At 44.4% G+C, this 22,927-nt stretch carries 24 protein-coding genes, 1 tRNA gene and 1 pseudogene; 12 read left to right on the top strand and 14 right to left on the bottom strand.

The window, feature by feature from the left end; all coding sequences use genetic code 11:
- The first annotated feature begins 39 nt into the window (after window positions 1-39).
- On the top strand, window positions 40-711 hold the full coding sequence (locus WCW_RS02670; RefSeq protein ID WP_013181655.1) for a cyclase family protein: 672 nt from the start codon (window positions 40-42) through the stop codon (window positions 709-711).
- On the opposite strand, the gene WCW_RS02665 is transcribed toward WCW_RS02670, so the two are convergent.
- Window positions 683-1,903, bottom strand: coding sequence for a multidrug effflux MFS transporter (locus WCW_RS02665; RefSeq protein WP_013181653.1), 1,221 nt, complete (start codon window positions 1,901-1,903; stop codon window positions 683-685). The genes WCW_RS02670 and WCW_RS02665 overlap by 29 nt on opposite strands.
- Window positions 1,904-1,990: 87 nt before the next feature.
- Here WCW_RS02665 and WCW_RS02660 point away from each other — a divergent pair, with 87 nt between their 5' ends.
- The gene (locus WCW_RS02660) at window positions 1,991-2,899 is read left to right on the top strand and encodes a LysR family transcriptional regulator (protein ID WP_013181652.1); all 909 of its coding nucleotides are present in this window, start codon (window positions 1,991-1,993) and stop codon (window positions 2,897-2,899) included.
- Here the strand turns inward: WCW_RS02660 and WCW_RS02655 are convergent.
- The gene (locus WCW_RS02655; protein ID WP_013181651.1) at window positions 2,857-4,638 is read right to left on the bottom strand and encodes an ABC-F family ATP-binding cassette domain-containing protein; all 1,782 of its coding nucleotides are present in this window, start codon (window positions 4,636-4,638) and stop codon (window positions 2,857-2,859) included. The two genes, WCW_RS02660 and WCW_RS02655, sit on opposite strands and share 43 nt — an antisense overlap.
- Before the next feature lie 157 nt (window positions 4,639-4,795).
- On the opposite strand from WCW_RS02655, the gene WCW_RS02650 reads away from it, so the two are divergent.
- From WCW_RS02650 to WCW_RS02640, 3 genes are all read left to right on the top strand, one after another.
- Window positions 4,796-5,526 (top strand): IS1 family transposase gene (locus WCW_RS02650; protein ID WP_227738824.1). Its coding sequence is split into 2 segments (ribosomal slippage): window positions 4,796-5,285 and window positions 5,285-5,526, totalling 732 coding nucleotides; the frame shifts between segments, so codons are not numbered across the junction.
- A 261-nt stretch (window positions 5,527-5,787) separates the two neighbouring features.
- Window positions 5,788-6,519 (top strand): hypothetical protein, encoded by a 732-nt coding sequence (locus tag WCW_RS02645; RefSeq protein WP_013181648.1) that lies wholly within the window; start codon window positions 5,788-5,790, stop codon window positions 6,517-6,519.
- 44 nt (window positions 6,520-6,563) lie between these two features.
- The gene (locus WCW_RS02640) at window positions 6,564-8,348 is read left to right on the top strand and encodes a hypothetical protein (protein WP_013181647.1); all 1,785 of its coding nucleotides are present in this window, start codon (window positions 6,564-6,566) and stop codon (window positions 8,346-8,348) included.
- Here the strand turns inward: WCW_RS02640 and WCW_RS10500 are convergent.
- Genes WCW_RS10500 through WCW_RS02630 form a run of 3 tightly spaced genes read right to left on the bottom strand, consistent with a single transcriptional unit; the run spans window position 8,326 to window position 10,106 of the window.
- Window positions 8,326-8,430 carry a pirin family protein gene (locus WCW_RS10500; RefSeq protein ID WP_013181646.1) on the bottom strand — a complete coding sequence of 35 codons (105 nt, stop codon included), beginning with the start codon at window positions 8,428-8,430 and terminating at the stop codon, window positions 8,326-8,328. The two genes, WCW_RS02640 and WCW_RS10500, sit on opposite strands and share 23 nt — an antisense overlap.
- A gap of 46 nt (window positions 8,431-8,476) precedes the next feature.
- On the bottom strand, window positions 8,477-9,730 hold the full coding sequence (locus WCW_RS02635) for an IS256 family transposase (protein ID WP_013181645.1): 1,254 nt from the start codon (window positions 9,728-9,730) through the stop codon (window positions 8,477-8,479).
- A 55-nt stretch (window positions 9,731-9,785) separates the two neighbouring features.
- Window positions 9,786-10,106, bottom strand: a complete 321-nt coding sequence (locus WCW_RS02630) for a transposase (protein WP_013181644.1) — start codon at window positions 10,104-10,106, stop codon at window positions 9,786-9,788.
- A 149-nt stretch (window positions 10,107-10,255) separates the two neighbouring features.
- On the opposite strand from WCW_RS02630, the gene WCW_RS02625 reads away from it, so the two are divergent.
- Window positions 10,256-10,810, top strand: coding sequence for a hypothetical protein (locus tag WCW_RS02625; RefSeq protein ID WP_013181643.1), 555 nt, complete (start codon window positions 10,256-10,258; stop codon window positions 10,808-10,810).
- Here WCW_RS02625 and WCW_RS02620 read toward each other — a convergent pair.
- Window positions 10,811-11,776: pseudogene (locus WCW_RS02620) on the bottom strand (ISAs1 family transposase); the annotation flags it as partial.
- Window positions 11,777-11,865: 89 nt separating this feature from the next.
- On the opposite strand from WCW_RS02620, the gene WCW_RS02615 reads away from it, so the two are divergent.
- Window positions 11,866-12,144 carry a transposase gene (locus WCW_RS02615; protein ID WP_013181641.1) on the top strand — a complete coding sequence of 93 codons (279 nt, stop codon included), beginning with the start codon at window positions 11,866-11,868 and terminating at the stop codon, window positions 12,142-12,144.
- Window positions 12,141-12,902, top strand: a complete 762-nt coding sequence (locus tag WCW_RS02610) for an IS3 family transposase (protein WP_013181286.1) — start codon at window positions 12,141-12,143, stop codon at window positions 12,900-12,902. Before WCW_RS02615 ends, WCW_RS02610 begins: the two co-directional genes overlap by 4 nt.
- Window positions 12,903-13,066: 164 nt before the next feature.
- Here the strand turns inward: WCW_RS02610 and WCW_RS02605 are convergent, their stop codons facing one another.
- From WCW_RS02605 to WCW_RS02595, 3 genes are all read right to left on the bottom strand, one after another.
- On the bottom strand, window positions 13,067-13,504 hold the full coding sequence (locus tag WCW_RS02605; protein WP_041941731.1) for a site-specific integrase: 438 nt from the start codon (window positions 13,502-13,504) through the stop codon (window positions 13,067-13,069).
- Between the two features lie 197 nt (window positions 13,505-13,701).
- A tRNA-Ile gene (locus WCW_RS02600) sits at window positions 13,702-13,774 on the bottom strand.
- 53 nt (window positions 13,775-13,827) lie between these two features.
- Window positions 13,828-14,583: an SDR family NAD(P)-dependent oxidoreductase gene (locus WCW_RS02595; RefSeq protein WP_013181639.1), complete on the bottom strand. Its 756-nt coding sequence runs from the start codon at window positions 14,581-14,583 to the stop codon at window positions 13,828-13,830.
- A 54-nt stretch (window positions 14,584-14,637) separates the two neighbouring features.
- Here WCW_RS02595 and WCW_RS02590 point away from each other — a divergent pair, with 54 nt between their 5' ends.
- The gene (locus tag WCW_RS02590; protein WP_013181638.1) at window positions 14,638-15,243 is read left to right on the top strand and encodes a short chain dehydrogenase; all 606 of its coding nucleotides are present in this window, start codon (window positions 14,638-14,640) and stop codon (window positions 15,241-15,243) included.
- Between the two features lie 20 nt (window positions 15,244-15,263).
- On the opposite strand, the gene WCW_RS02585 is transcribed toward WCW_RS02590, so the two are convergent.
- From WCW_RS02585 to WCW_RS02565, 5 genes are all read right to left on the bottom strand, one after another.
- Window positions 15,264-15,548: a DUF167 domain-containing protein gene (locus WCW_RS02585; RefSeq protein ID WP_013181637.1), complete on the bottom strand. Its 285-nt coding sequence runs from the start codon at window positions 15,546-15,548 to the stop codon at window positions 15,264-15,266.
- 42 nt (window positions 15,549-15,590) lie between these two features.
- Window positions 15,591-15,980 carry a nuclear transport factor 2 family protein gene (locus WCW_RS02580; protein WP_013181636.1) on the bottom strand — a complete coding sequence of 130 codons (390 nt, stop codon included), beginning with the start codon at window positions 15,978-15,980 and terminating at the stop codon, window positions 15,591-15,593.
- A complete protein-coding gene (pncA, locus tag WCW_RS02575) occupies window positions 15,973-16,605 on the bottom strand; it encodes a bifunctional nicotinamidase/pyrazinamidase (protein ID WP_013181635.1) in 633 nt (210 codons plus the stop codon). Before pncA ends, WCW_RS02580 begins: the two co-directional genes overlap by 8 nt.
- 145 nt (window positions 16,606-16,750) lie before the next feature.
- The gene (locus WCW_RS02570) at window positions 16,751-18,223 is read right to left on the bottom strand and encodes a nicotinate phosphoribosyltransferase (protein WP_013181633.1); all 1,473 of its coding nucleotides are present in this window, start codon (window positions 18,221-18,223) and stop codon (window positions 16,751-16,753) included.
- Window positions 18,224-18,253: 30 nt separating this feature from the next.
- Window positions 18,254-19,288: a glycerate kinase gene (locus WCW_RS02565; protein ID WP_013181632.1), complete on the bottom strand. Its 1,035-nt coding sequence runs from the start codon at window positions 19,286-19,288 to the stop codon at window positions 18,254-18,256.
- Window positions 19,289-19,374: 86 nt separating this feature from the next.
- Here WCW_RS02565 and WCW_RS02560 point away from each other — a divergent pair, with 86 nt between their 5' ends.
- From WCW_RS02560 to WCW_RS02550, 3 genes are read left to right on the top strand one after another with little or no spacing between them, the layout of a single operon-like run.
- Window positions 19,375-20,124 (top strand): hypothetical protein, encoded by a 750-nt coding sequence (locus WCW_RS02560; RefSeq protein ID WP_013181631.1) that lies wholly within the window; start codon window positions 19,375-19,377, stop codon window positions 20,122-20,124.
- Between the two features lie 25 nt (window positions 20,125-20,149).
- On the top strand, window positions 20,150-22,030 hold the full coding sequence (gene lepB, locus WCW_RS02555) for a signal peptidase I (protein ID WP_013181630.1): 1,881 nt from the start codon (window positions 20,150-20,152) through the stop codon (window positions 22,028-22,030).
- The gene (locus WCW_RS02550) at window positions 22,014-22,922 is read left to right on the top strand and encodes a class I SAM-dependent methyltransferase (protein WP_041941484.1); all 909 of its coding nucleotides are present in this window, start codon (window positions 22,014-22,016) and stop codon (window positions 22,920-22,922) included. The genes lepB and WCW_RS02550 overlap by 17 nt, the downstream gene beginning before the upstream one ends.
- The last annotated feature ends 5 nt before the right edge of the window (window positions 22,923-22,927 follow it).

Below are 22,927 nucleotides of genomic sequence, written 5' to 3'. Positions count from 1 at the left end.
ATTTGTTTTAAAAAAGATATATACCGAAAGGAGGATAAAATGAAAATCCCTGAGGTGATCGATCTCAGCCACGAGGTGCATCCAAACATTCCTACCTGGAGTGGGCAATGCGGGTTCCGCATCACTGTCGAAATGGATTATGATGAAGAAGGCTGCCGAGTCATGCACTATGATATGGAATCTGGAATCGGCACACATATGGATGCTCCTTCCCACTTCAATCCCAACGGAGAAAATATCTCTGATCTAGATGTCAGCATTTTTGTCGCTCCCCTTTGCATCATTAGAGTCGACTCCGATTCCTTTCCCGATATTCTCGTCACTCCCCAAAACATTAAAGACTATGAAGCAAAACATGGGAAGATCTCTCCAGGAAGCCTTGTTGTTGCAGACACAGGCTGGGCCAAGCATTGGAACAACCCTTCAAAATACCGAAATAAAACCCACTTTCCTGGCTTCTCTGTTGAATCAGCGGAGGTTCTTCTCAAAAGAAAAATCGTGGGCATAGGGATCGATACCCTCTCTCCTGATGGGAGAAATATGAACTTTCCTGTGCATCATCTGCTGCTAAAAAAGGGAAAATACATCATCGAAAATATTGCCAACTTACCTAGTGTTCCCGACAGCGGCGCCTTAGCAATCGCACTGCCTCCGAAAATCCGCGGAGGCACGGAAGCTCCTATCAGGCTGATTGCTCTGGTTGATCAATAACTTCCTCAACAGTGAGAGTCTGTTGAATAAAAAAGCTTCCGATCAAGAGAAGCAAACAAAGAAGCGTCAGATACAAAGGAAGGGGCAAAGCTGATCCATCATGCAGTATGCTCATTCCCCAAGTCGCCAGAGAAATGATCAAGTAGTATAACGCGCCAAAAATCGATCCTGCCGTGCCAACCATTGCTTGGTAATCCTTAAGGGCAATGCTTAAACTATTCGGAATAATCATTCCCACTCCAACAAAAGTCACAAATAAGGCAAACACAACAGATGTTAGGCCCTCGATCTGAAAATATCCTGCCTGTTGCAGAAGGATCAAAGCAATCGCTCCAATCGTTGCTGTAAAAGCACCGGAAGAAATCAAGCATTCCTGGGAGTACTTGCCAGCCAATCGATAAGTGAGCCTCGCCGAAAACACAGTTGCACTGGCTACAACTAATCCAAGCAAACCATACGCTTTCGGGCTAAGACCTATTTGATTGATAAAAATAAACGGAGCCTCTTGGTAAAAACAGAACAGAATCCCGTTTGTCGCCCCTATTAATAGCACATGCCCCCATAAAGCAGTAGAGCTAAACATACGCCTGCACAGATTCTGATATTCCCTTTTTCCAGGCAGCTCTACATGAGATGGACGCGTTTCCGGCAACTTCAAATACGCCCAAGCAAGCAAAACTGATCCAAGGGCAATCAGAAACGCAAAATTCGAACGCCATCCCCAATCCTCGCTTAACAAGCCTCCAATAACTGGCCCAATCGCAGGTGACAAACTGAGAGCTGCAGAAATTGTTGCAAAAAGCCTGGAACGCTCTTTCCCTTCATACACATCCCGCAGTATTGTTTGCGTGATTACTGAACCGACGCTTGCTCCAACAGCTTGAAAAAATCTCCAAACCAGCAACAGATCGATCCGATGAGAAATCAAGCAGGCAACGCAGCTGATGATGTAGATCGTCAATCCGATCAACAGCGTTTTCCGCCTGCCAATCAGATCGGAACATCCTCCCCATAAAAAAACTCCAAATGCAAAGCCCAGAAAATAGACAGACAAAGAAGCTTCAACAGCATGCACGCTTGCCTTCAATCCTTTCGCAACATCTGGCAAAGCAGGCGTGTAAATCGTTTCGCTAATCTGCGGCAGACTAACCAACCCAATAATTAGACAAAGGCTAATCGCAATTTTTTTCATCGACATCTCCTTTTCTACTATTGTAATAGATTTCGAGTTTGTTTATAATAACACAAAATATTAATACTTATTAACTTTTTGTTAAGAATGAGTCGATTACATCAAATTGAAACATTGGCCTCCGTCGGTCGACATGGAAGCCTAGCAGGCGCAGCGCGGGAGCTCGGCGTTTCATCAGCTGCGGTTAGCAAGCAGATCTCAAAACTTGAAAAAGAGCTAGGCATTCAACTTCTTGTGCGCACAACAAGAAAGCTGGCATTTACCGATATAGGCGCAGCGTATTTGGAACAGGTGCACAGGATTATTGAAGAGCTTGAAGCATCAAAGGCATTAGTGTCGCAAATGAAAGCAATTCCTTGCGGGAAGCTAAGAGTTTTTTGTACTCCCCACTTCGCAAGCCGCATTGTTGTGCCGAACATTGCTGAATTTTTGAATCTCTATCCAAAGATTGAATTAGAGTTAGAGATCGGTGAAAGAATTCCCCACTTCGAAGGGGAAAAGATCGATGTGATGATGGGAAACAGCATGCAAGCAGGGAGCGATTTAGTCCACCGCCGCCTATTGACTACGCGATACGCGATTTGCGCTGCTCCAAGCTATTTGAAAAGGTATGGGGAGCCAAAGCACTTTAATGACTTGAAAGATCACCGCATTCTTACGCATCGCATGCGCTGTCCGGACAATCTTCTCTACTTCAAAGACAAAAAGAAAGTCGCCTTTGCCCCTTACATCAAAGTCAACGATGCCAAAATATTAGTTGACCTAGCGTTTCAGGGAATAGGTATTGTCCAGTTGCATCACTACACAGTAAAAAAATATCTGCAAAGTGGAGAGCTGCAGGAACTTTTTCAGAATCTATCACAAGATGACGTCCCCATCTACGTTGTTTTACCTCCGAGAAAATACACACCGCGCAAAGTAAGAGCGCTTATCGACTTCATCGACGAGAAACTTCACAGCTCTGATTTATCGATAAGAAGCTGCCAACGCTCATAGAGTTCCTCCAACTGTTTTTGAGCTTTGCCCATCAGTTCGTAATGCCCCAAAGATCTTTCGGAATTGGCAGCAAGCAATGGATCGCTTGCCTGCTTTTGCAGCTCCTCCAGCTGATTTTCTGCCAACAGAATAGCTTCTTCCATTCCTTCCAGTTCCTTTTTCTCTTTATAGGACATCTTAACTGCCTGCCGGATCTGCCTCTCCTTTTTTTCTATTTTAGGCAGCTGTTCCCTCGGAAGGCACGCTTGATTCCATTGGTCATAGTCGGCAAATATCTGACGCTCATTCCCTTCGCCCAAACCGATCACTTCAGTGCAGACGCGATCCATTAAGCAACGGTCGTGAGTAATGAGAACGACAGCTCCATTGAACTCGATCAAACTCTCTTCAATCACTTCCAACGTTGGAATATCAAGGTCGTTGGTCGGTTCATCAAGAAAGAGCACATCGGCAGGCTCCAGCATGAGCCTAGCGATGAGGATGCGAGCTCTTTCCCCTCCGGATAAACGGGAGACTGGAAGCTCCATGCGGTCTGTATCGAAGAGAAATTTGCGCGCCCATCCGTTGACATGAATCTGCTGTCCCCTGTAATTGACATGATCTCCGGAAGGAGACAGTGCCTCTTTAAGAGAAGCATTCAAAGGGATTTTTTCCCGGTGCTGATCGAAATACACGATTTTCAGATCATCGGCAGTCTTAATCGTTCCCATATCCTGAGGAACCATACCGGATAAGACCTTTAGAAGAGTTGTCTTTCCTGTGCCGTTCTTTCCGACAATGCCCAGCCTTGTACCAGGCGACAGTGTGACATCGACTCCTTTGAATAACACCTTTCCTTCAATTGATTTTCCGAGATTCTTTGCAGCTAATAATTTACGCGTCGAACGTTCCGATGCTGAAAAGTCAATTCCAACAGTTTCCTGCCGATTCCTTTTTTTGACCGAAGCAAGTTCATCCATCATCTGATACGCTCTTTGGATGCGAGAGCGCGATTTCGTCGTTCTTGCTTTCGGAGACTGCCTCAACCAATCAACTTCCCCCCTAACAGATGAGGCCAATCCCTTTTCCCGCTTCTCCTGAGCTTCCAGAAAGGCTTCCCTTTGCTCCATAAAGCCGCTCATTTTTCCTTCGCTCTCAAAAATGCCTTGAGGAAAGCATTTATTCAACTCGATCATCTTATTTGCTGTAGCTTCTAAAAAATATCTATCGTGGCTGACGATGACATAAGTAAAATTCTCACGGGACAAAAAATTTTCCAACCAGAGAATCCCTTCTAAATCCAGATGATTGGTCGGTTCGTCCAACAGCAAAAGATCCGGCTCGTTCATTAACGCTCGGATAATGTCGAGGCGTTTTTTCCAACCTCCGGAAAGAGCTGCGGCATTTTGGTTAAAATCGATAAACTGCGCTTTCCCCAATAAAACGCGGGCACGCGTTTCGAGTTCATGAGGATCTCCTGCGGATATGGAGCGAGTCAACACCTCCTCAACGGTCAAATCAGAAAACTCCGGTATTTGGCTGGCATATCCGATCCGCAGACCTTTTCGTTTTGAGATCTCGCCATCGTCTGGGAGCTCCATTCCCATTAAAATCTTCAGCAAGGTTGATTTCCCCGCTCCATTTGGACCTAACAGGCCGATTCGCTCTCCTTTTGAAATCGTCAATGAGATATTCTCGAATAACTTGCGAGACCCGAATGATTTAGAAATCGAATGAATGCCAATAAATGAAGACGTCATGTGCTAATTATCATCGTTTTTTGAGAAAATGGCAACTCATAGACATTAATATGATGTTTTCAGGTAGTCCTAAACATGTAATGCTCAAATCAAAATTCGTTTGACACTGATGGAAATTTAAAGTTTCATATTCAGCCATAACAGCTGGAGAAATGAAATGAACCCATCGTGCCCTAAATGCGAGTCAACCGCGGTAAAAAAGAATGGACATATCCACAATGGAAAACAAAATCATCGTTGCCTTGTTTGCGGCCGCCAATTTGTTCTAGACCCCCAACAAAAAATTATTACAGATCAAACTAAAAGTGAGGTCCGTCAAGCACTTCTGGAAAGAGTTTCTTTAGAAGGCATCTGTAGAATTTTCAGTGTGAGTATGCCCTGGTTATTGAGCTTTATACAACAGATAATTTATGAGTTGCCCGACGATTTAAACGCTACTGTGGTCAAGGATTATAAGGATTTTGAAGTGGCAATTATAGAGCTTGATGAACAGTGGAGTTATGTCGGAAATAAGAAAAATCAGCAATGGCTTTGGTTGGCGTTCCATTTGGCTAGCAGGCAGGTTTTGGCAATGCATGTAGGAAAAAGGGATAAGAGAGCTGCCGAAGCATTATTAGCAAAACTTCCTGAGGATTTAAAAAAAAAACCTTCTTTTACTCTGATAAGTTCTCTGTGTACTACGAAGTCCTTCCTTGGAAGCAACACCAGGCAGTCGGAAAAAATTCAGGAAAAACGAGTTACATTGAAAGATTTAACAACACCTTGAGGCAAAGATGTTCGAGGCTGGTTAGGAAAACCCTGTCATTTTCAAAAAAATTAGCCAACCATATTGGTATGATTCAGTATTTCATTTGTGATTACAACAAAAGGATGGCATTACTTGTTTAGGACTACCTGTTTTCATTACTCTAATCTTAACTAACATCCAATATTAACCATGAAGATATTCCACATTCTAATCAGCATTGCCATAACCCCGGCTTCCCTTTGTCGAAACTTTTGCGCAATGGAAACCTTCCTGCTGGATGAAAGATGACGGTATTGCTGACAAAACTCTGCTGACAGCTTTAAAGGGATCGCCGAAATGGTCTATTACGAAAGACTACAAAAAATTATTAACAGATTCTAGTAAAAATTAAAGGAGTTAAAATGTCCACAAACCTTGAAGGGCACAGTCCATTCGCCCCCTACCTGCCCTACATCATTCCTCCCGTATCAGCAGGAGCATCCATCATCCCTGTTTTTCGTGGGTTTATAATAAAAAGCGCACAACAACTTGGGAAGCCCGCACCTCGCATGACAGTTTTCAGAGGGCTATGGGAAGGGCTCAGAGCCTCCCCGACAATCGGCGCAGTGATCGGAGCTCAGCTGGTCATCCAAGAAATCGCAGAGAAAAAACTATTTACCCCTCCTATAGAGGGTCAGCAGCCAAGCCTGCTGTCGATGTTGGTAAGTTCGGCATTTGTCGGAACACTTTCCGCTCCGGGATTAGCCGTTTTTAATGGACAGTCGATGGGAAAGTCTTTAATGCAAAGCCTCAAAGGACTTTCCCTACTGCAAACAGCAGCGATCGTTGCAAGAGAGACCTGCTTTCTGTTATCGATCCGAATCAGCGATCCTGTAAGCAATCATATGAAAAACAAGTTCGGCGACCACCCTTCTGTGATCTACGGCTCAACATTTTTTAGCGCAGCTTTCGGCAGTTTGATCAGCCATCCGGCAGATACAGCTCTAACCTGCTGGCAAAAAGGGATTCAAGTGAACAATTTAAGCCACGCAATGAAAGGGGGACCAGTCAAAGCCTTGGCTGTCGGCAGCTTTGCAGTGGCTTATAAGATAACCAAGGAAGCTCTGACAATTTTATTGTCGACTCAAAAATGATTTTTTTTATACACACAAGTATACAAATTTAACGGTGATCATTCATGAAACAATCATCCATTGCCTTTTGGTTCCTTTCATTTATTTTTACACTCTCCTTCTCGAATCAAAACTGGGCGCAAGAGTATCAACCCGTTGAAAATGGCGATGTGCACGAGGCATTCGTTACTCGGGTGGCAGGAAACATCCTAATTGATGCCCATTCGAAGCCGCCTCCTACTCCTATACGTGAGCGCATCCCGCGCCAAACGGACAATGCCGCCATTTGGCTGGGAGGTTACTGGGCTTGGTCCGATAGTAAACAAGACTACATTTGGACATCGGGCGTATGGAGACGCCCTCCTCCAGGGCATCAATGGATTGATGGATTTTGGAAAGAATTTAATGATGGATGGGCGTGGATCCCCGGTTTTTGGTCCGATAAAAATCTCAGTCAACTAAGCTACATCAACCTCGCGCCTCCTTCTGCGATTGACGAAAATGTTCCTTCAGCGCCCCAAGACAACTATTTTTGGAATCCAGGATTTTGGTGGTACAACCCAAATGCCAATGAATATGAATGGGTAGATGGCCGATGGGAAGAACTAGATCCCAACTGGGTCTTGATCCCTGCGCATTACACTTGGAGGCCTGAGGGGTATGTATTTATTGACGCTTATTGGGATTGGCCGCTAGATTCCCTTGGAGAAGCGTACGAACCTGTTTATATTCCTCCTGCACAACGGGAAACGATCGTCTACGAACCAACGAAAATTGTCGAAGTTTCTTACATCATCGACCACTATTTCTACACCTACCCGGATTACACCAGCTTTTACTATCACCACTTCCATTACCACCCTCATTACTGGGAAAACCACTGCTGCGCCCCTCAATGGTGGCTGTGGGACACTTGGTGGGGGCTTTCCTGGAGCAATCAATGGGGCTTGTGGTGGTGGTATTCGAATCCAGGGTATCCCGCTCCTCTTTGGATCACAGGAAACATCAGCTCAACTCTTCCCCCTCCCCGCCCGGCTCTTTACAATCATATGAAAAAAGTAAGGCCACCTGAATTCATCACCCCAAGAGGAATCGTGCCACCGAATACCATTCTGAAAGAAACACAAAGAATCAGCGGAAGCCGCAGGCCCATCTTCCCATCAAACCGTGCTCAGCGGGATAAAATTTGGCAAGAGGTGTCGCCAAAAGGAAATGAAAAGATCAGGCCGGAAGGTCGCCCTCGTCCCTTTAATCCTGATATCAGACGATCCAGTCTAAAAAAACCTCGAATTGACACGGAGCCGGTACAGCGCGTGCCCCGAGCGCCTGAAGGGCGTCTACCCAAGATTCCCAAAAGGCCAGAAAGACCTTCCGTCCCTCAAGCTCAAAAACCAGACATACAACGTCGCCCTCCCCGCCGTCCGGATGGCGAACAGCCTCCGATAAGAAGACCCACGCGCCCAAGAGTTGATTTCGACCGTCCTGATTTTGAACGTCCTGCTGTGCGCCAACCTTCCCGGTCAAGGCTAAAGTTACCCCGCGAATCTCAACAGGATGTCAAACGCCCAGGCTTTGATCGTCTACCCGAACGGAGAACCTTTCCGCCAATACGTGAAATTCGCCAACCTGAAAAACCCAGAATTTCTTATCCTCCCGGATTTAGAGAGGGACCTTCCGAAGAAATTCAAAGACAGCCTCAGCGGGTTCAGCCAAGGAGAAATCAACCCTCGGAAATCAGGCAAGAAATCCGCAAAAGGAGCGATAGCAGACGAGATCGGAGGCAGAAACGCCGAGAAGATGATCAGGGAAATAGCGGCAGCGATAGACCTAAGCCAGATCAAAAAGCATGATTTCCGCATCGCTCTTTGCTTCAAAACGCAGAGCCTTTCCTTCGCTAATGGCAACCCCATCACCTGAAGGAGATATTTTCAAATGTTGTGTTTGGAATCGTTAAGCGCACCCTAATTTAAAAATTCTTTTAAGCTACTTTTTCTTTTTCCAGAACCTCTTCTCCATCTTTAAAGACCACTCCGTTGATTACTTTTTCAATCATTTCACAACCTTTGAGTTTTCTCCATTTTTTCTCGGCTGTAGTAGCCAGCTTGAATACCATTGTCAAAGTGGCAGGCACTGAACCGCAGCCTTTGGTTTGCCTTGTCCGGTGTCTTATTGTTGCAAAAGTCGATTCAATCGGGTTAGTTGTCCTGACGTGCTGCCAATGGATCGCCGGAAAATTGTAGAAGGTAAACAGTTGCGCCTTATCCTTCTCAAGACAAGCACAGGCTTTGGGGTATTTGTCTCGGTATGTTTTTAAAAACACCTCAAACGCCGCCAGTCCATCTTCTTTGGTAGGGGCCATATAAATTTCATGAATGGCCTTTTTCGCATTCACTTGAATACTTTTGGGCATTTTATCCAGCACATTGGCCGTTTTATGCACCCAACACCGCTGCTGCTTTGTCTTCGGAAAAACTTCCTCTATTGCCGACCAAAATCCAAGCGCACCATCTCCTATCGCAAGCTCAGGAGCTGTACACAGCCCGCGCCGCTTCAAACTCTCCAATACCTCTGTCCAGGAAATTTTGCTCTCTCTATAACCATTGTGGATCGCCACAAGTTCCTTTTTACCATTAGGAAGAGCGCCAAGAATCACGAGAAAGCAAATTCGGTCATCTCCAAGACGAACATTGAAATAGATCCCATCTACCCAGATGTAAGCGTAGCGCTTTCCTTCAAGAGAGCGCTTGTTCCAGTCTTTGTATTCCTGCTCCCAAGATTGTTTTAAACGAGTGATGTTAGCTGCGGATAATCCTTTCGCATCCTTGCCCATGATCGCTTCAAGTGCATCCTGGAAATTGCTTGTAGAAATCCCCCTGAGGTAAAGAGCTGGAATCACCGCATCAAGAGATGGCACCCTCCTTAGATATTTCGGAAGAATTGCGCTTGAGTACCCTTCAGAGCTCTCTTCTCTGTTTCGAATTCTAGGTTGCTTTACTGATATCGGTCCGATTCCTGTTTGTACTTCTCTTTCAGGGAGGTAGCCGTTGCGGACAAATTGTTTTCTTCCCTCGAAATCCCTCCTGCCTTTCATCGATTCCAGGTATTCATTGACTTCATTTTCAATAGCCTGTTGAAGCAACAGGCGAGCTCCTTCCCTCAATGTTTGTTCCAGCAAGCTGTTCATTTCACTTGTTGCGTGAAATTTATCCAAAGAAATGACATCATTCTTCATGAGCGTATCTCCTATAAATTTTTTTGATTCTAAAATTTCATAGGGTACGCTCTTTTTATCTCAAACACAACTTTTGATCATATCTCTTACCAAGAAGAATTCGCAATCTTCTACGTAAATAATCGTGAACCATGTGAAAAACTCCCTTTCTTTTCCAACGAGAATATTGGCCCTGTACAGCTGTCCATGGAGGAAAATCATGAGGGAGATGTCTCCATTGGCATCCTGTTCTCAAAAGGTAAAAGATAGCATTAAACATTTCCCGTCGAGAGTGCTTTGGCTTCCTGCCGGCATTACGGTAAGTTGAGCTGGTTAAAAGTGGCTTGATTTGCTCCCACTCTTTGTCTGTTAGGTCATCCGGATAAGGTTTGCGCATTTTAGCCCCCACATATTCAAAAAATGCGCTAATTTATACCTAAAAGTTTAATTCACATACAACCTCTCAGTATTGATTCACATCAACTATGAGAAAGACTCTTTTAATTTAACAGAGTCTTTCTCTACACAAACACTCAACTATTCAAAATGAACAAAATACTTTTAATTTTAATTTTCACAAATTTTCTTCTCTATGCAGATTCTTCTGTTGACATACAAAAAGAACTACAAGGCATGCCAAACGCAGAACAAGAAAAGATTGAGCATTTTTTTAGGACATTAATTAAGCAATACGGTTTTGGCTACACCCTATTTGGAGACAAGCCAGTCTCCCTTCTGTGCTGGTTAGCTGAACCTGACTATAATAAAAAACGACCCTACTTCACCGTGAATGAAGATTTTATTGAATCATATTCTGTTTGGAAGAAGTACGAAAAAAAGTTTCCTAGCAATAAATACATATTACAAGAACGCACACTTGCAATGGGAAAGGACTACATCGACCTAGTGTTAATCAAAAAAACGTTATTTAATGAAAGTATCAAAAACAACAACGACTTTTTCTCTCCTGGGTACGATACTGACACATTCCTCAAAAGCGAAAAACTTGAAAATTATGTAAACTGCTCTGATGAACAAAAATCAAAATATCACATTAGAATGGGAATCTTATTAGGATATGGAAGCAGGGCATTTTCATAGTTAAAATTTGACATTCATTAGTTTCAGAAGATAGTCAGGATTCCAGCTCGCTTTCTTTCGTTTGAGTTCTATCCCCCCTTTTGTTTGCTTTTCCTGCTTCAGCAAAATAAGCGCCATCTTGCGTATGAAAGATAGATTTTCAGCTATATGTCCGATTCGTGCCCTCAATGTATCTTCCCTAAATGCTATGTCAAGAATCCAGTGACAACTTTCTATTCCCCAGTGCGATCGGATCGCATATGCAATACGACGTGCATCGGCTGGCAGACTTGAAATATACATCCGTAGCTCCGTGGAAGTGACACTATCTATCGTTCGTTCTGTCTTCAGGAGAATAATCGTTTTTAACTTCTTCCATCGATCATAATCCGGCAGCCAATCGATATCTTCCGTCACAAAAAATGAACGTTTTTCTAATCTTCCGTGCCCTTCCTCTATCATGTGATATGATTGATGATCAACGCCTTCAAACTCTACTTGCTGCGCTTGAATAAAATAATTCGATACCTCGTCATGAAGAGATGACTGATTTCCCTTCAATGCCAGAATATATTCGCCACCATCTTCAATGATCTGTGCTGCAATCGCAGTTTGGGTTCCCATTGCGTCAATCGTTATCGTTGCGCCAGTTATGTCGATCATTTCCAATAATTTTGGGATCGCTGTGATTTCATTGGATTTGTCTTTTACTTTTACCTGCCCTAACGTAAGTTGTTGACCACATGCCCAGAGGCTGACTGTGTGAATAAAAGAATTTGGTCGACCCTTGATTGCAGTACCTCTCAAAGCCTTTCCATCGATCGCATATACTTGATTGTCATCTTGCCTTACCAGTGTGGAAATCCATTTTGAAAACCCATTATGAAATTCGGTGGGATCGAGCATAACGAAAGTCCACCAAAATGTGCTGTAGTGTGGTACCCCATTTTCAAGTTTAAGTACATTTGTCAACCATGTTTCTCGCTCCTCTGCATAGACTGCATATACTGCTCCCCGTTAAGACATAAAAGGTGCTAAGAGAGTAAAATAACTATCTAAACTATAGGGTTTTACTCATGAAACGAAGAAAATGGACTCCTGAATTAAAAACAAAAATTGTATTGGAAGGATTAAAGGGTCGTCCCCTTGCCGAAATTTGCACTGAATACGAAATAAGTCAGGCTCAGTTCTACCAATGGAAGGACTGTTTTCTAAACAATGCGAGCCGAGCGTTTGAAAAAGGAAAATCAGACCAAAAGGAAGCACGTCTTCAGAAGCAAAACAATCGTTTGAAACAAGTGGTTGCAGATCTTACTCTCGAGTTAAAAAAAAACGACGAGGAGTGGTATCTGTGAAGAGAAAACGTCCTGAGATAAGAAGAAAAATCGATGATGTCCTCGCCGAAAGAATTGCTCAGATAAAAATGGAGCACCCCTTTTGGGGTTACAGGCGAGTATGGGCAAGTTTGCGTTATAGAGATGGAATACCGTGCAATTTGAAACGCATTTATCGAATTATGAAAGAGCGAAATCTTCTTTGCGCCAAAAAAATGAGGCCTAAAACTGCTGATAGACATCATCGACCGAAGCCCAAGGCGGAAAAACCTAATCAGATATGGGGAACAGACATGACAAAAGTTTTTGTCGAAGGCGATGGCTGGACTTACATAACAGTTGTACTTGACTGGTACACGAAAAAAATTGTGGGGTTGAAGTCTGGAAGGCGCTCTAAGTCAATAGACTGGCTAGAAGCATTAGACCGGGCGCTTAACACGCAATTTCCAGAAGGGGCCCGTGGCAAAGGACTAAAACTTGTCTCAGATAACGGATGTCAGCCCACTTCAGAGGCTTATATGCGTTACTGCTCAAAAGTAGATGTAGAGCAAATTTACACAAGCTACAACAATCCAAAGGGAAATGCAGAGACCGAGCGATTCATGCGCACCATGAAAGAGGAGCTTTTATGGCTAAAAGAATGGAGGTCTTCAGAAGAACTCTCAAAAGAATTGCAAAGTTGGGTTCTGAAATACAATTCCGATTACCTGCACTCTACTTTGAAATACCGATCTCCAAATGAAATGGAAAAACATTATTATAAATGTGAGGCTGCTTAATGCGAGCGCCCCTGATAGGAAGCATTGAAGGAGAAATCAGATTGCGGTCAATGCCGAGCGTTAGCGAGCTGAAAGGCAGCATTTACTGCAATCTGAGAGCTTCGAAAATTCCTGTATCAGGGGGGCGAAAACTCTCTTAGTTTTTGCTTGATTAACGGGTAGCACTACACCCCAGAAAGTGATGCCAAGTATCGGTTAACTGTAGATGGCGACCGCATGGTTCCTTTATATGTACTTCCCTCTGCCAATTCTTGACGACACCCTGCAATTAAGTCTGCTGTAATATTTCTTACTGCATATTTGCCCAGTCTTTTTTTCCACCATTCCAGGTGCCTAACGATATCCTTAGTACTTTTTGGTTTTGTTGATTGCAGAATATTCAGATATCGATCAATCAAATCAGCTAGAGTATGCTTCGCCTTAACCTGCTCAGGAAAATAGCTTCCCTGTCTTCTACTGGCCTCGATCTGTGTACCCCAATCTTTTGCTTCTTTGCGAGTGGGGAAAGATTTGTAGTCGGGTGGATAGCCATCATTCACCCGAACGATTGCCTTGTAACTGTACTTTCCATTTTTCTTTTTGAATTTTCGAATTGATGCCATATTGCTCATGCTCCGTTTTCTTGGTTAGCGTGAGCAGTAACACGATGAATGTGTTGTGATGTGCTGAGATTTGCTGTGGTGTGTAGGGTCGAAGTGTGCCATATGTGTGCCACGACCCTGTTTGTGGCTGGTTTTTCTAATGTTTTGTTGTCATTAGCATAAACCTTAATCACTCTACCACAGTAGTTTAAATAATATGGGGCAAGCTGGACTTGAACCAGCGACCGGCGGGTTATGAGTCCGCTGCTCTAACCACTGAGCTATTGCCCCATTGTGAAATAAAACAAGTAAAATAACACTCAACGACAAGAATAGCAAGAAAATCATACTTTCCCGCCATCAACAGTTATCTCAGTCCCATTGATGTGATACGCATCATCCGATGCCAAAAATGCAATCGCCCCAGCTACACTCTCCGGAGACACCATCACCGGCTCCTTAAATGGCACTAAACTCTGAATCAACTCGGGATTCGCACCCTCGGGAACTTTGTAAGCCCGCGCCAACGGCGTATCAATACCCCCTGGTAACACACAGTTCGCCCGTAACCCCTCCTGAAAATACTCAATAAACAACGACCGCGTAAACGACACAATCGCACCCTTCGTTGCAGAATACGCACTCGTCCAAGGATGCCGATAATACGAAGCAATCGATGATGTATTCACAAGATAACTCACCTTATTTTTTAGAAGATGCGGCAAAGCATGACGGTTTACATTAAATGTCCCTGTCAAATTAATCGAAATGATCTCGTCCCAGTCCGAAGGTAACATCTCATGCGTCCGATAACACCGCAAAATCCCCGCATTATGACTTAAAGAATGTATCCCTCCAAGCCGCTCAGCCAACTTATCGATGACTTCTCGTGTCTGAGTAAAATCAGAAACGTCGCAAGCTTCTCCAACTACACGAACACCACAAGAAGAAAGCTCATCGACTGTTTCTGACAGCTTATTCCAGTCGCGGTCAAGCAAAGCCAAAGATCCTCCCTCACTCGCAATCCGAAAAGCAGCAGCTCGACCGATCCCTGATGCAGCGCCGGTAATTAAAACATTTCTTCTCTCAAATCTTTTCATGTATCGAATAAATTCACTTAATGATCTATGATTCTACAAAAAGCGAGGGGTGAAATGCAAAGAATCATTGTTGTCGGCGGAACCGGAACGATTGGGAGAGAAGTGGTCAACGTCCTAAGCGAAAGGCATGAAGTGATTCCTGTCGGCTCGCAATCCGGAGATTTTCAATGCGATCTGACATCAACTGAATCCATCGAAAAAATGTTTTCTGATATCGGAACATTCGATGCGCTAATCTGCTGCGCGGGAAAAGTGCATTTCGCTCCACTAAAAGAACTGACTGAAGAGAATTATTATGTAGGCCTCCAAAGCAAATTGATGGGACAAGTCAATCTGGTACGCCTAGGACTGCAAACAATCAACGAAAAAGGCTCCTTCACACTCACCAGCGGAATCCTCAATAGGGAACCAATCGCAAGCGGCACTCCCGCTGCAATGACCAATGCGGCAATCGAAGGCTTCGTCAAAGGCGCTGCTATTGAATTGCCTAAAGGATGCCGAATCAATGCCGTAAGCCCAACAATCCTGGTCGAATCCTATGAACGCCTGGAAAACTACTTTAGAGGCTTTATCCCTGTACAAGCGTACAATGTAACGCAAGCGTATGTCAGAAGTGTTGAAGGGTCGCAAACCGGTAAGATCTATCACGTCGACCGATAATACCAATTCTTTCAAGTTGATTAGGTATAAATAGAAAGCCGTTCACCAACGACATCGGCATCCCCTTTAATCAGCAGGGTCTTATGTCGATTCTTCTCCCCTTTAATCAAGGTAATGTCCGATTTGGATACTTTGAGCTGACTGGCAAGGAACTTGATCAGATGAGCATTAGCCTTTCCCTTTTCCGGAACGGCTGTGATGCGCACCTTCAAAATGCCGTTCTCCCAACCGGAAATCTCGTCTTTGCCTGCGTTCGGAATCAGTTTGACCGGGAGCACGACTCCCTCTTTTGTTGATATCCACATCTGAAAAGTATTATACCTGAGTATGCATCATGCCAAACTTGCTTAAGAAAAGCATGATCCAAGCTGAGCATCTTGAGCCTCTCCGGCAATGAGAAAGGTAAGCTCGTCACAATAAATGATCTTACCTCCAGACAGTTTAAAATGCGCGATTACTTTCATCCGAGCATTCGATCCATCTTTTTTCGCAACATCAACAATATGGACAGAACACACATTCTCCCCCTCTTCAAATAGCTTCTCAAACGTGAGCTTGAGCCTATCTACTTTCGATCTTAAAGAATGCATATGAGCGACAAATCCCTCAAAATCCAGTGTTTTTCCATCCACCTTCTGGACGTAATCAGGATGAAAATACTCTTCGATCAACGATACGCTAGCCCCAAGATCAGTTAGTATGGCTTCTAAAGCCTCCTTTACTCTTTTTTTACCCATCAAACTCCTTAATCACCTGCTCTGATGCGACAACCTGTGCTCCCGCCTTTTTCATCTCCTCTACAGCCTTTTCCTCATCATCGGGAGAGAGATTAACCGCCTTGCAAGCGTCTCTGACTACATGGGTACGAAATCCTAGGTTAACAGCATCGAGTACGGAATATTTGACACAGAAATCGGTCGTAAGACCTGCAATATAGAGATCGGTAATTCCCTCTTCTTTGAGATAATCGCCCATGCCGGTCGCCTTCAAATGACCATTGTCGAAAAAAGCGCTGTAACTATCAATACCCTCGTCCGTGCCCTTATGAAACACTTTATCGAAACGGCTCTGATCCAACCTATCACTAAACTCGGCCCCAAGAGAATCTTGCACGCAATGCACCGGCCATAAAATTTGATCCAATTCCCGCAGCTTGATAAAGTCCCCCACTCCTTTGCCGTGAGTATCAGCGAAACTGCCATGATTAACAGGATGCCAATCTTTACTGGCAACAACCAACTCAAAAGGCAGCTTCAACAGCTCGTTAATTAAAGGAATGACTTTATCGCCCTCTTTGACTTCCAACGCTCCCCCAGGCAAAAAATCATTTTGGACATCAACCACAAGAAATGCTCTTTTCATGAACCTATCCGTATATTGCTATTTGTGCAAATTTTTTTTCTTTTTGAGAGATTTTTTCGATCGCTTCGCAAGTAAAGCTTGGAAAAGCTTTGCAAGAAGCGATCGGAAAACAGATTTGAATATGCGGATAGGTTCATGTATTTGCTCACGATATACGACGTATTTGCTTGATTAATTCCAGCTTGCGGTCATAAAGCGAACGCTCCAAACCAACAACATATTGATGCGGAAAAATAAACCGCTTAACTCCTTCATGAACACGGGAAAGCTCGCTCCGGACACTTTTCCGGATATCCTGAAGCAAAGGAAGAGTATAAATGCATTTGCCATTTCGAAATATCGGAACAAGCAAATCCTTGTGCAAAAGATTCGGATCGATCCTTTTTTGACGCGTGGAATCCAATGGATCAACAATAAAACACCCACTGCTTAAGTCATCTCCCTCATTGAAAATGGCGTCAGCAACATACTCCTTCTGGTTAAAATAACGGCGCACTTGCAGCACGCCTGGATTAGAAATTTTGACCATCTGCTCAGAAAGCTTCAGGCGAAACTGCCACTCCTCTCCGGGATTCCTAATCGCAGACAACTTGTAAACACCATCCAGAGCCGGCTGATCTTTAGCTGTGATCAGATTTGTTCCAACCCCCCACACTGCAATCTTAGCCCCTTGCTTTTTCAAATCGCTGATAATGGTCTCGTCAAGCTCGTTACTCGCGACAATCACAGCGTCTTCAAACCCAGCTTCGTCCAACATCTGGCGACTGACTTTGCTTAAATAAGCCAAATCTCCAGAATCTAATCGGATGCCAAGCATCCGCTTTCCCCTCTCTTTCAGCTTTTTTCCAACATTGATGGCTTTCTTAACTCCCTCAATGGAGTTATAAGTATCGACAAGGAAAACACAGTTAGCCGGCAAGGCATCCGCAAAAGACTCGAACGAATCCTGCTCATCTTCGAATGTCATGACCCAGCTATGGGAATGGGTTCCTTCAACTGGAATACCGAATAATTTCCCCGCTAACACATTGGAAGTTGATGAACACCCTCCAATATACGCTGAACGTGCACCAGTTATAGCTCCATCAATCCCTTGTGCACGACGCAGTCCAAATTCCAGTACATTGTCTCCGTCTGCAGCAGCGCAAATACGGGACGCCTTGGTCGCAATCAGAGAAGAAAAATTGATTAAATTGAGAATGGGCGTCTCCAAAATCTGCGCTTGAATTAAAGGCCCCGATACCCTCACCATCGGCTCATAAGGAAAAACAGCAGTCCCTTCCGGCACGGCATCGACATTGCAAGAGAACTCCATTTTTGACAGATAATCAAAAAAACCTTCTTCGAATAAAGGATTGCCATCTGCCCCTTTAAGACCTGCTAAATAATTCAGATCGCTGTCATCGAAGCGAAAGTTGTTTAAATAATCGATGACAAGCTCAAGCCCAGCTGCGATCGCATAACCACCGCGAAAAGGACACTTTCTGAAAAACAGATGGAAAACAGCTTCTTTATCCTGAAGACCATTTTTCCAATACCCATAGGACATTGTAATCTGATACAAATCGGTCAACAACGCAAGAGACTGATGATAACGGAACGGACTTAAAGAGTTCATGGGAGCTATTGTAACATAGGAAAAACAATTTTACAATGGAATCACTTTGGTTATGCCATGATCATAAACGGCTTCATACCCTTCTCCAACAGAACCAACAAAAGCGTAGACTGGAATCCCTCTCGCTTTTGCCCTATGGGCAACAACAATCGGTCCCTTGCCATAGGTGGTCTGCCTGTCAATTCTTCCCTCTCCAGTGACCACCAAGTCCGCGTCCTTAAGAAGCCTGTCAAATCCTGCGCGATCCAACACTAAGTCGATACCGGAAATCAATCGAGCTCCCAATAAAGCATGCAACCCTCCTCCCGCACCTCCAGCAGCTCCGCTTCCTTCAATGGCATTAAGCTCGATCCCCAACTGACTCTGAATAACTTCAACAAACCGCAATACAGCCTGTTCCAATCTTTCTGCCTCGACTGGATCCGCTCCTTTCTGAGAAGAATAAACGAGCGAGGCCCCCTCAGGGCCTGTCATGGGATTTTTAACATCGTACCCTACAATAAATGTCGATTCCAACAACCGATCGTCCAATCCTTTGAGATCGATCGTTTTCAACTCCTTAAGTGCTGCTCCTCCTCTTGGCAAGGGATTTCCCCACTCATCGAGAAATCGCCCTCCCAGAGCCTCAATCACTCCTGCACCGCAGTCGTTGGTCCCGCTCCCCCCTATTCCAATCAGAAAATGACGGATTCCCTTATCCAACGCTAAGAGGATCGCCTCCCCGATACCAAAAGTTGTCGCTGCCAGTGGATTCCTCCTGTGTTCAGGAATTAGGGAAAGTCCGGAAAATTTGCTCAATTCGATCACTGCCGTTTGGGATGCCTCGTCAATTCCCCATTCTACTAAGATCCTCTCTCCTAATGGACCTGTTACCTGCTGCTGGATTAAGGTCCCCTGGCGGTAATAAAAAAGGACATCCATAAAACCATCTCCCCCATCAGCAATGGGGACAAACACACACTCGCATCCAGGCAAAGCCTTTTGCACTCCTCGCATCATCGCCTCACCAACTTCAAAAACAGTAAGAGTTCCTTTGAATGCCTGAGGAGCAACCATCACTTTCATGAGCTTTATCCTTCGATTTTTATTTGAGTCTACCTGACTTTTTATGGTATATTTCAATATTTATCTATTTTGACCATAGGTGTGAGATGAAATTTCCGAAGTATCTCCTTACTCTGCTACTGTTTTTATTTGTCCAACTAGACGCTGCCACTTTTCTTAAAGACAGGCTCCAGAGCAGCAGGGACGGCGACTATATCGTTACCCGAATCGACAACACCTATACGGTGCTCTTAATCAAAGAAAGATCGGAACACCAAATTTCCATTGAAGAGATCAGTATTCCTGTGCAACGCCTGCATGACAAGCGATTCCCTTGGGCCGGCTGGAAACATTGGGTGGAAAACGGCGCGAACGGCCACACTTCCTGGCTGCTTTACACGATCCACGTTGACTCAGGCATGATGCGCGAATATTTCTCCTATACAAGCGAGCAGTGGCACAGCATGTCCGACGTCAACAATTTCCTATCGACGCTGCTCAACTTACGCTTTGTCAAGATTCCGCGCGAAAATATGAAGCGGGTCGGAGTCGTCCCTCCCTCAGAAAAATATGGCCAGGACTCCCGAAGAATCTGGACTCCTAAGCTGGTTTATGAAGGAGAAACGATTTATGGCGCAGAGTTCGAAGCGTGGCGCACCCGCTGGCCGCGCGATTGCAGCGAGCTATCGGGAAAAACAATCACTGTTTATCTTCCTGAAGACGAAAAAAAATACCCTACCTACTTCCCTTATTGGCTAGAAATCCAAGGGATGTTGGGAAAAGCAAAGATCAGCATTGTAGACTCTGGCCACCGCATGCGATCCCCCCGCTCTGCACCTCCAAGAAAAGTGCATTAATAAGGCCTGCCCCTAAAGGATAACTATGCATTCACTGAGAAAATCACGTAAAACTCTGCATCACGCTTACCGAATCTACAAGAAAAAAGAGGCGACCCTTTCCGATTCTGAAAAAGCTCGGTTTCTGGAAATATTAAAAAACCTTGAAAACGCAATCTTTGAGAAAAACCGCCCCTCCGCAAGCACTCTTGCAGAAGAAGCGGAACATTTGACATACACTCATTTTAAGAAAAAATGGTGGGAAAAGGGTCTAGAAGTTGTCATTGCCATTGCATTTGCTTTAATCGTCGCAACTGTTGTTAGGCAAACGTGGTTTGAGCTCTATGAAATCCCCACAGGCTCCATGCGCCCCTCTTTTCGAGAAAAGGATCGCCTGAGCGTAACTAAAACCTCTTTTGGAATCAATATCCCTTTGCGCACCGGCCACTTTATCTTCGATCCCGATCTTGTTGAAAGGGGAAAAGTGGTTATTTTTTCGGGAGATAATATTTCTCTTCCGGACACTGACGCCACCTACTTCGGCATTCTACCTTATAAAAAACGGTACATTAAACGAATGATCGGCAAACCCGGCGATACCCTCTATTTTTATGGAGGAAACATTTATGGCATCGATAAAGACGGCAATCCTTTGACAGAGCTTTTAGAAGATCCCTGGATGAAAAAAATTGAGCATATCCCCTTTCTCTCCTTCGAAGGAGAGCCTTCCATGCCGCGCAAAGATGAGGTTTTGTTTAAGCACATGCAGATCCCTGTCGGCAAGCTCACTTTATCGCCATTCGGCAAAGCCCATGGCGAGTTATTCGACGGCAAAAAATGGAAACTGGACAACCTTCTAAATAGCAACCCTGATGTCTTGGGAACCTTCGGCGATTTGTGGGGGATAAAAAATTTCGCAATGGCACGCCTTTTAACCGCAGAGCAGGTCAGAAAATACACAAACTTCGATCCGGAAGAAGTTGGCAAAGGCTTGCTGTATCTTCACTTGCGCCACTCTCCTAATCTCACTTATCCCAGTCCGAAAATTTACCAGGAAGGAGGCTATTTAAACGTGCGCATGCCCGTTTTCGAGTCCTTGATTCCCTTAAATCAAGAACATCTGAACAAAATCATGGATCACCTCTACACTGCGCGGTTTGTCATCAATAAAGGAAGACTGAAACGCTACACAACAGAAGGCGGCGCTACAACCATGGCATCGGCGAAATTTTTGGGAATTCCTGAAGGAACCTATGAATTTACTCGAGGCGCAGCAGAAAAAGTCGGGTTTCAAGGGATAACGACAAAACTGCCCAAGAATCACCCCCTATACAGCCACGACCCCGATCACATCCAGGAACTGTTTAATATGGGAGTCGACTTGTATGGCAGCACGAACAGCGACGCTTTCTATAGATACTACTTTCCCCATCGCTACGCCTACTTTCGCGATGGCGACTTCTATTTAATGGGCGCTAAAGTGATGAATAAAGAAGATCCCTTACTAAAAGCATTTATCGAATCTGAAAAGGAAAAAGCCTCCCATTCCACAGCTTATGCTCCTTACCTCCCTTTTCTAGATTTTGGAGCTCCTATCAAAAACGGTGAATTAGATAAGGAAAAAATCCGTACATTCGGACTCAAAATCCCTGAGAAACATTATTTTGTCCTTGGAGATAATCACGCGATGAGCGCAGATTCCCGAGTTTTTGGATTCGTTCCTCAAGAGAACCTGGAAGGCGCTCCCAGTCTCATCCTGTGGCCTCCAGGAGAGCGATGGGGCACGCCTCCACAAACAGCATATCCGCTCTTTAATGCTCCCCGTCTCATCATTTGGGGGATTGCGGCATTGATCTTTGCTGTGTGGTATGGATTCCACAGAAAAAAAATGCAGACACGGCTGTTTCCTCATGACGGAGAAAAATAAAATCCACCAAGGAAACGTTATCGACACGATCGATGGAATCGATGTGATCGAATGCACTGTTTGCGGTTTTAAGCATGTCAATCCTTTACCATCACAAGAAGAACTAGAGACTCTCTACAAAAAGGAGTACTACAGCTTAGACAAACCTCAATATCTCAAAGATTCAGAGGAAGATCAAGAATGGTGGGAGATGACCTACCGGCAATATTTCCATCTATTTGACAAACATCTAAAAAAAGAAGCTCCCAGCCTGTTTGAAATCGGATCCGGCCCGGGCTTTTTCCTCAAAGTGGGGAAAGAGCATGGATGGGATGTGCTTGGGATAGAACCTTCAAAGCAAGCTGTCGCCTTTTCCAAACAATTTGATGTGCCTGTGATCCATGATTTTTTTCATGAAGAAACTGCAAAAAAACTTGGAACATTCGATCTCATTTTTATGGATACCCTTCTTGAACACGTTCCTAACCCCTCTTCGATGATTGCGCTTTGCAGCTCTCTTCTGAATCCTGGTGGACTTCTTTGCGTAATCTCTCCCAACGACTACAACCCCCTCCAGAAAATTTTGCGAAATCAAAAAAACTATCCACCTTGGTGGATAGTTCCCCGCCACCACCTCAACTACTTTGATTTTACTTCCATCCAATCTCTTTTTAAACAGCATCAGCTGCAAGTCGTAGAGTCTTTAGGCACCTTTCCCATGGAGTTCTTCCTTCTTTGCGACGATAATTATATAGAAAATCATGCTTTAGGACGGGAAGTACACGGAAAACGAAAAACGCTTGAAAAATTGATGCTCGCGAATAACCCCAAGCTATTGGAATCCTTTTATCAATGGCTGGGAATGCAAGGATTGGGAAGAAGCTTTGTTGTGATCGCCAAGAAGCCCTCATAAAAACA

The organism is Waddlia chondrophila WSU 86-1044, from assembly GCF_000092785.1.
GTDB classification, from domain to species: domain Bacteria; phylum Chlamydiota; class Chlamydiia; order Chlamydiales; family Waddliaceae; genus Waddlia; species Waddlia chondrophila.
Note: the sequence above shows the minus strand (reverse complement) of the source record. Positions and strands in the feature narration are given on the sequence as shown.

Bases quoted from the DNA above. Each gene is read 5' to 3' on its own strand.
- WCW_RS02625 (WP_013181643.1), top strand. From the start codon at position 10,256: ATGAACAAAATACTTTTAATTTTAATTTTCACAAATTTTCTTCTCTAT.
- WCW_RS02550 (WP_041941484.1), top strand. From the start codon at position 22,014: ATGACGGAGAAAAATAAAATCCACCAAGGAAACGTTATCGACACGATC.
- WCW_RS02665 (WP_013181653.1), bottom strand. From the start codon at position 1,903: ATGAAAAAAATTGCGATTAGCCTTTGTCTAATTATTGGGTTGGTTAGT.
- WCW_RS02630 (WP_013181644.1), bottom strand. From the start codon at position 10,106: ATGCGCAAACCTTATCCGGATGACCTAACAGACAAAGAGTGGGAGCAA.
- WCW_RS02605 (WP_041941731.1), bottom strand. From the start codon at position 13,504: ATGGCATCAATTCGAAAATTCAAAAAGAAAAATGGAAAGTACAGTTAC.
- lepB (WP_013181630.1), top strand. From the start codon at position 20,150: ATGCATTCACTGAGAAAATCACGTAAAACTCTGCATCACGCTTACCGA.
- WCW_RS02635 (WP_013181645.1), bottom strand. From the start codon at position 9,730: ATGAAGAATGATGTCATTTCTTTGGATAAATTTCACGCAACAAGTGAA.
- WCW_RS02670 (WP_013181655.1), top strand. From the start codon at position 40: ATGAAAATCCCTGAGGTGATCGATCTCAGCCACGAGGTGCATCCAAAC.
- WCW_RS02590 (WP_013181638.1), top strand. From the start codon at position 14,638: ATGCAAAGAATCATTGTTGTCGGCGGAACCGGAACGATTGGGAGAGAA.
- WCW_RS02560 (WP_013181631.1), top strand. From the start codon at position 19,375: ATGAAATTTCCGAAGTATCTCCTTACTCTGCTACTGTTTTTATTTGTC.
- WCW_RS02570 (WP_013181633.1), bottom strand. From the start codon at position 18,223: ATGAACTCTTTAAGTCCGTTCCGTTATCATCAGTCTCTTGCGTTGTTG.
- WCW_RS02660 (WP_013181652.1), top strand. From the start codon at position 1,991: ATGAGTCGATTACATCAAATTGAAACATTGGCCTCCGTCGGTCGACAT.
- WCW_RS02595 (WP_013181639.1), bottom strand. From the start codon at position 14,583: ATGAAAAGATTTGAGAGAAGAAATGTTTTAATTACCGGCGCTGCATCA.
- WCW_RS02565 (WP_013181632.1), bottom strand. From the start codon at position 19,288: ATGAAAGTGATGGTTGCTCCTCAGGCATTCAAAGGAACTCTTACTGTT.
- WCW_RS02585 (WP_013181637.1), bottom strand. From the start codon at position 15,548: ATGTGGATATCAACAAAAGAGGGAGTCGTGCTCCCGGTCAAACTGATT.
- WCW_RS02580 (WP_013181636.1), bottom strand. From the start codon at position 15,980: ATGGGTAAAAAAAGAGTAAAGGAGGCTTTAGAAGCCATACTAACTGAT.
- pncA (WP_013181635.1), bottom strand. From the start codon at position 16,605: ATGAAAAGAGCATTTCTTGTGGTTGATGTCCAAAATGATTTTTTGCCT.
- WCW_RS02615 (WP_013181641.1), top strand. From the start codon at position 11,866: ATGAAACGAAGAAAATGGACTCCTGAATTAAAAACAAAAATTGTATTG.
- WCW_RS02645 (WP_013181648.1), top strand. From the start codon at position 5,788: ATGTCCACAAACCTTGAAGGGCACAGTCCATTCGCCCCCTACCTGCCC.
- WCW_RS02655 (WP_013181651.1), bottom strand. From the start codon at position 4,638: ATGACGTCTTCATTTATTGGCATTCATTCGATTTCTAAATCATTCGGG.
- WCW_RS02640 (WP_013181647.1), top strand. From the start codon at position 6,564: ATGAAACAATCATCCATTGCCTTTTGGTTCCTTTCATTTATTTTTACA.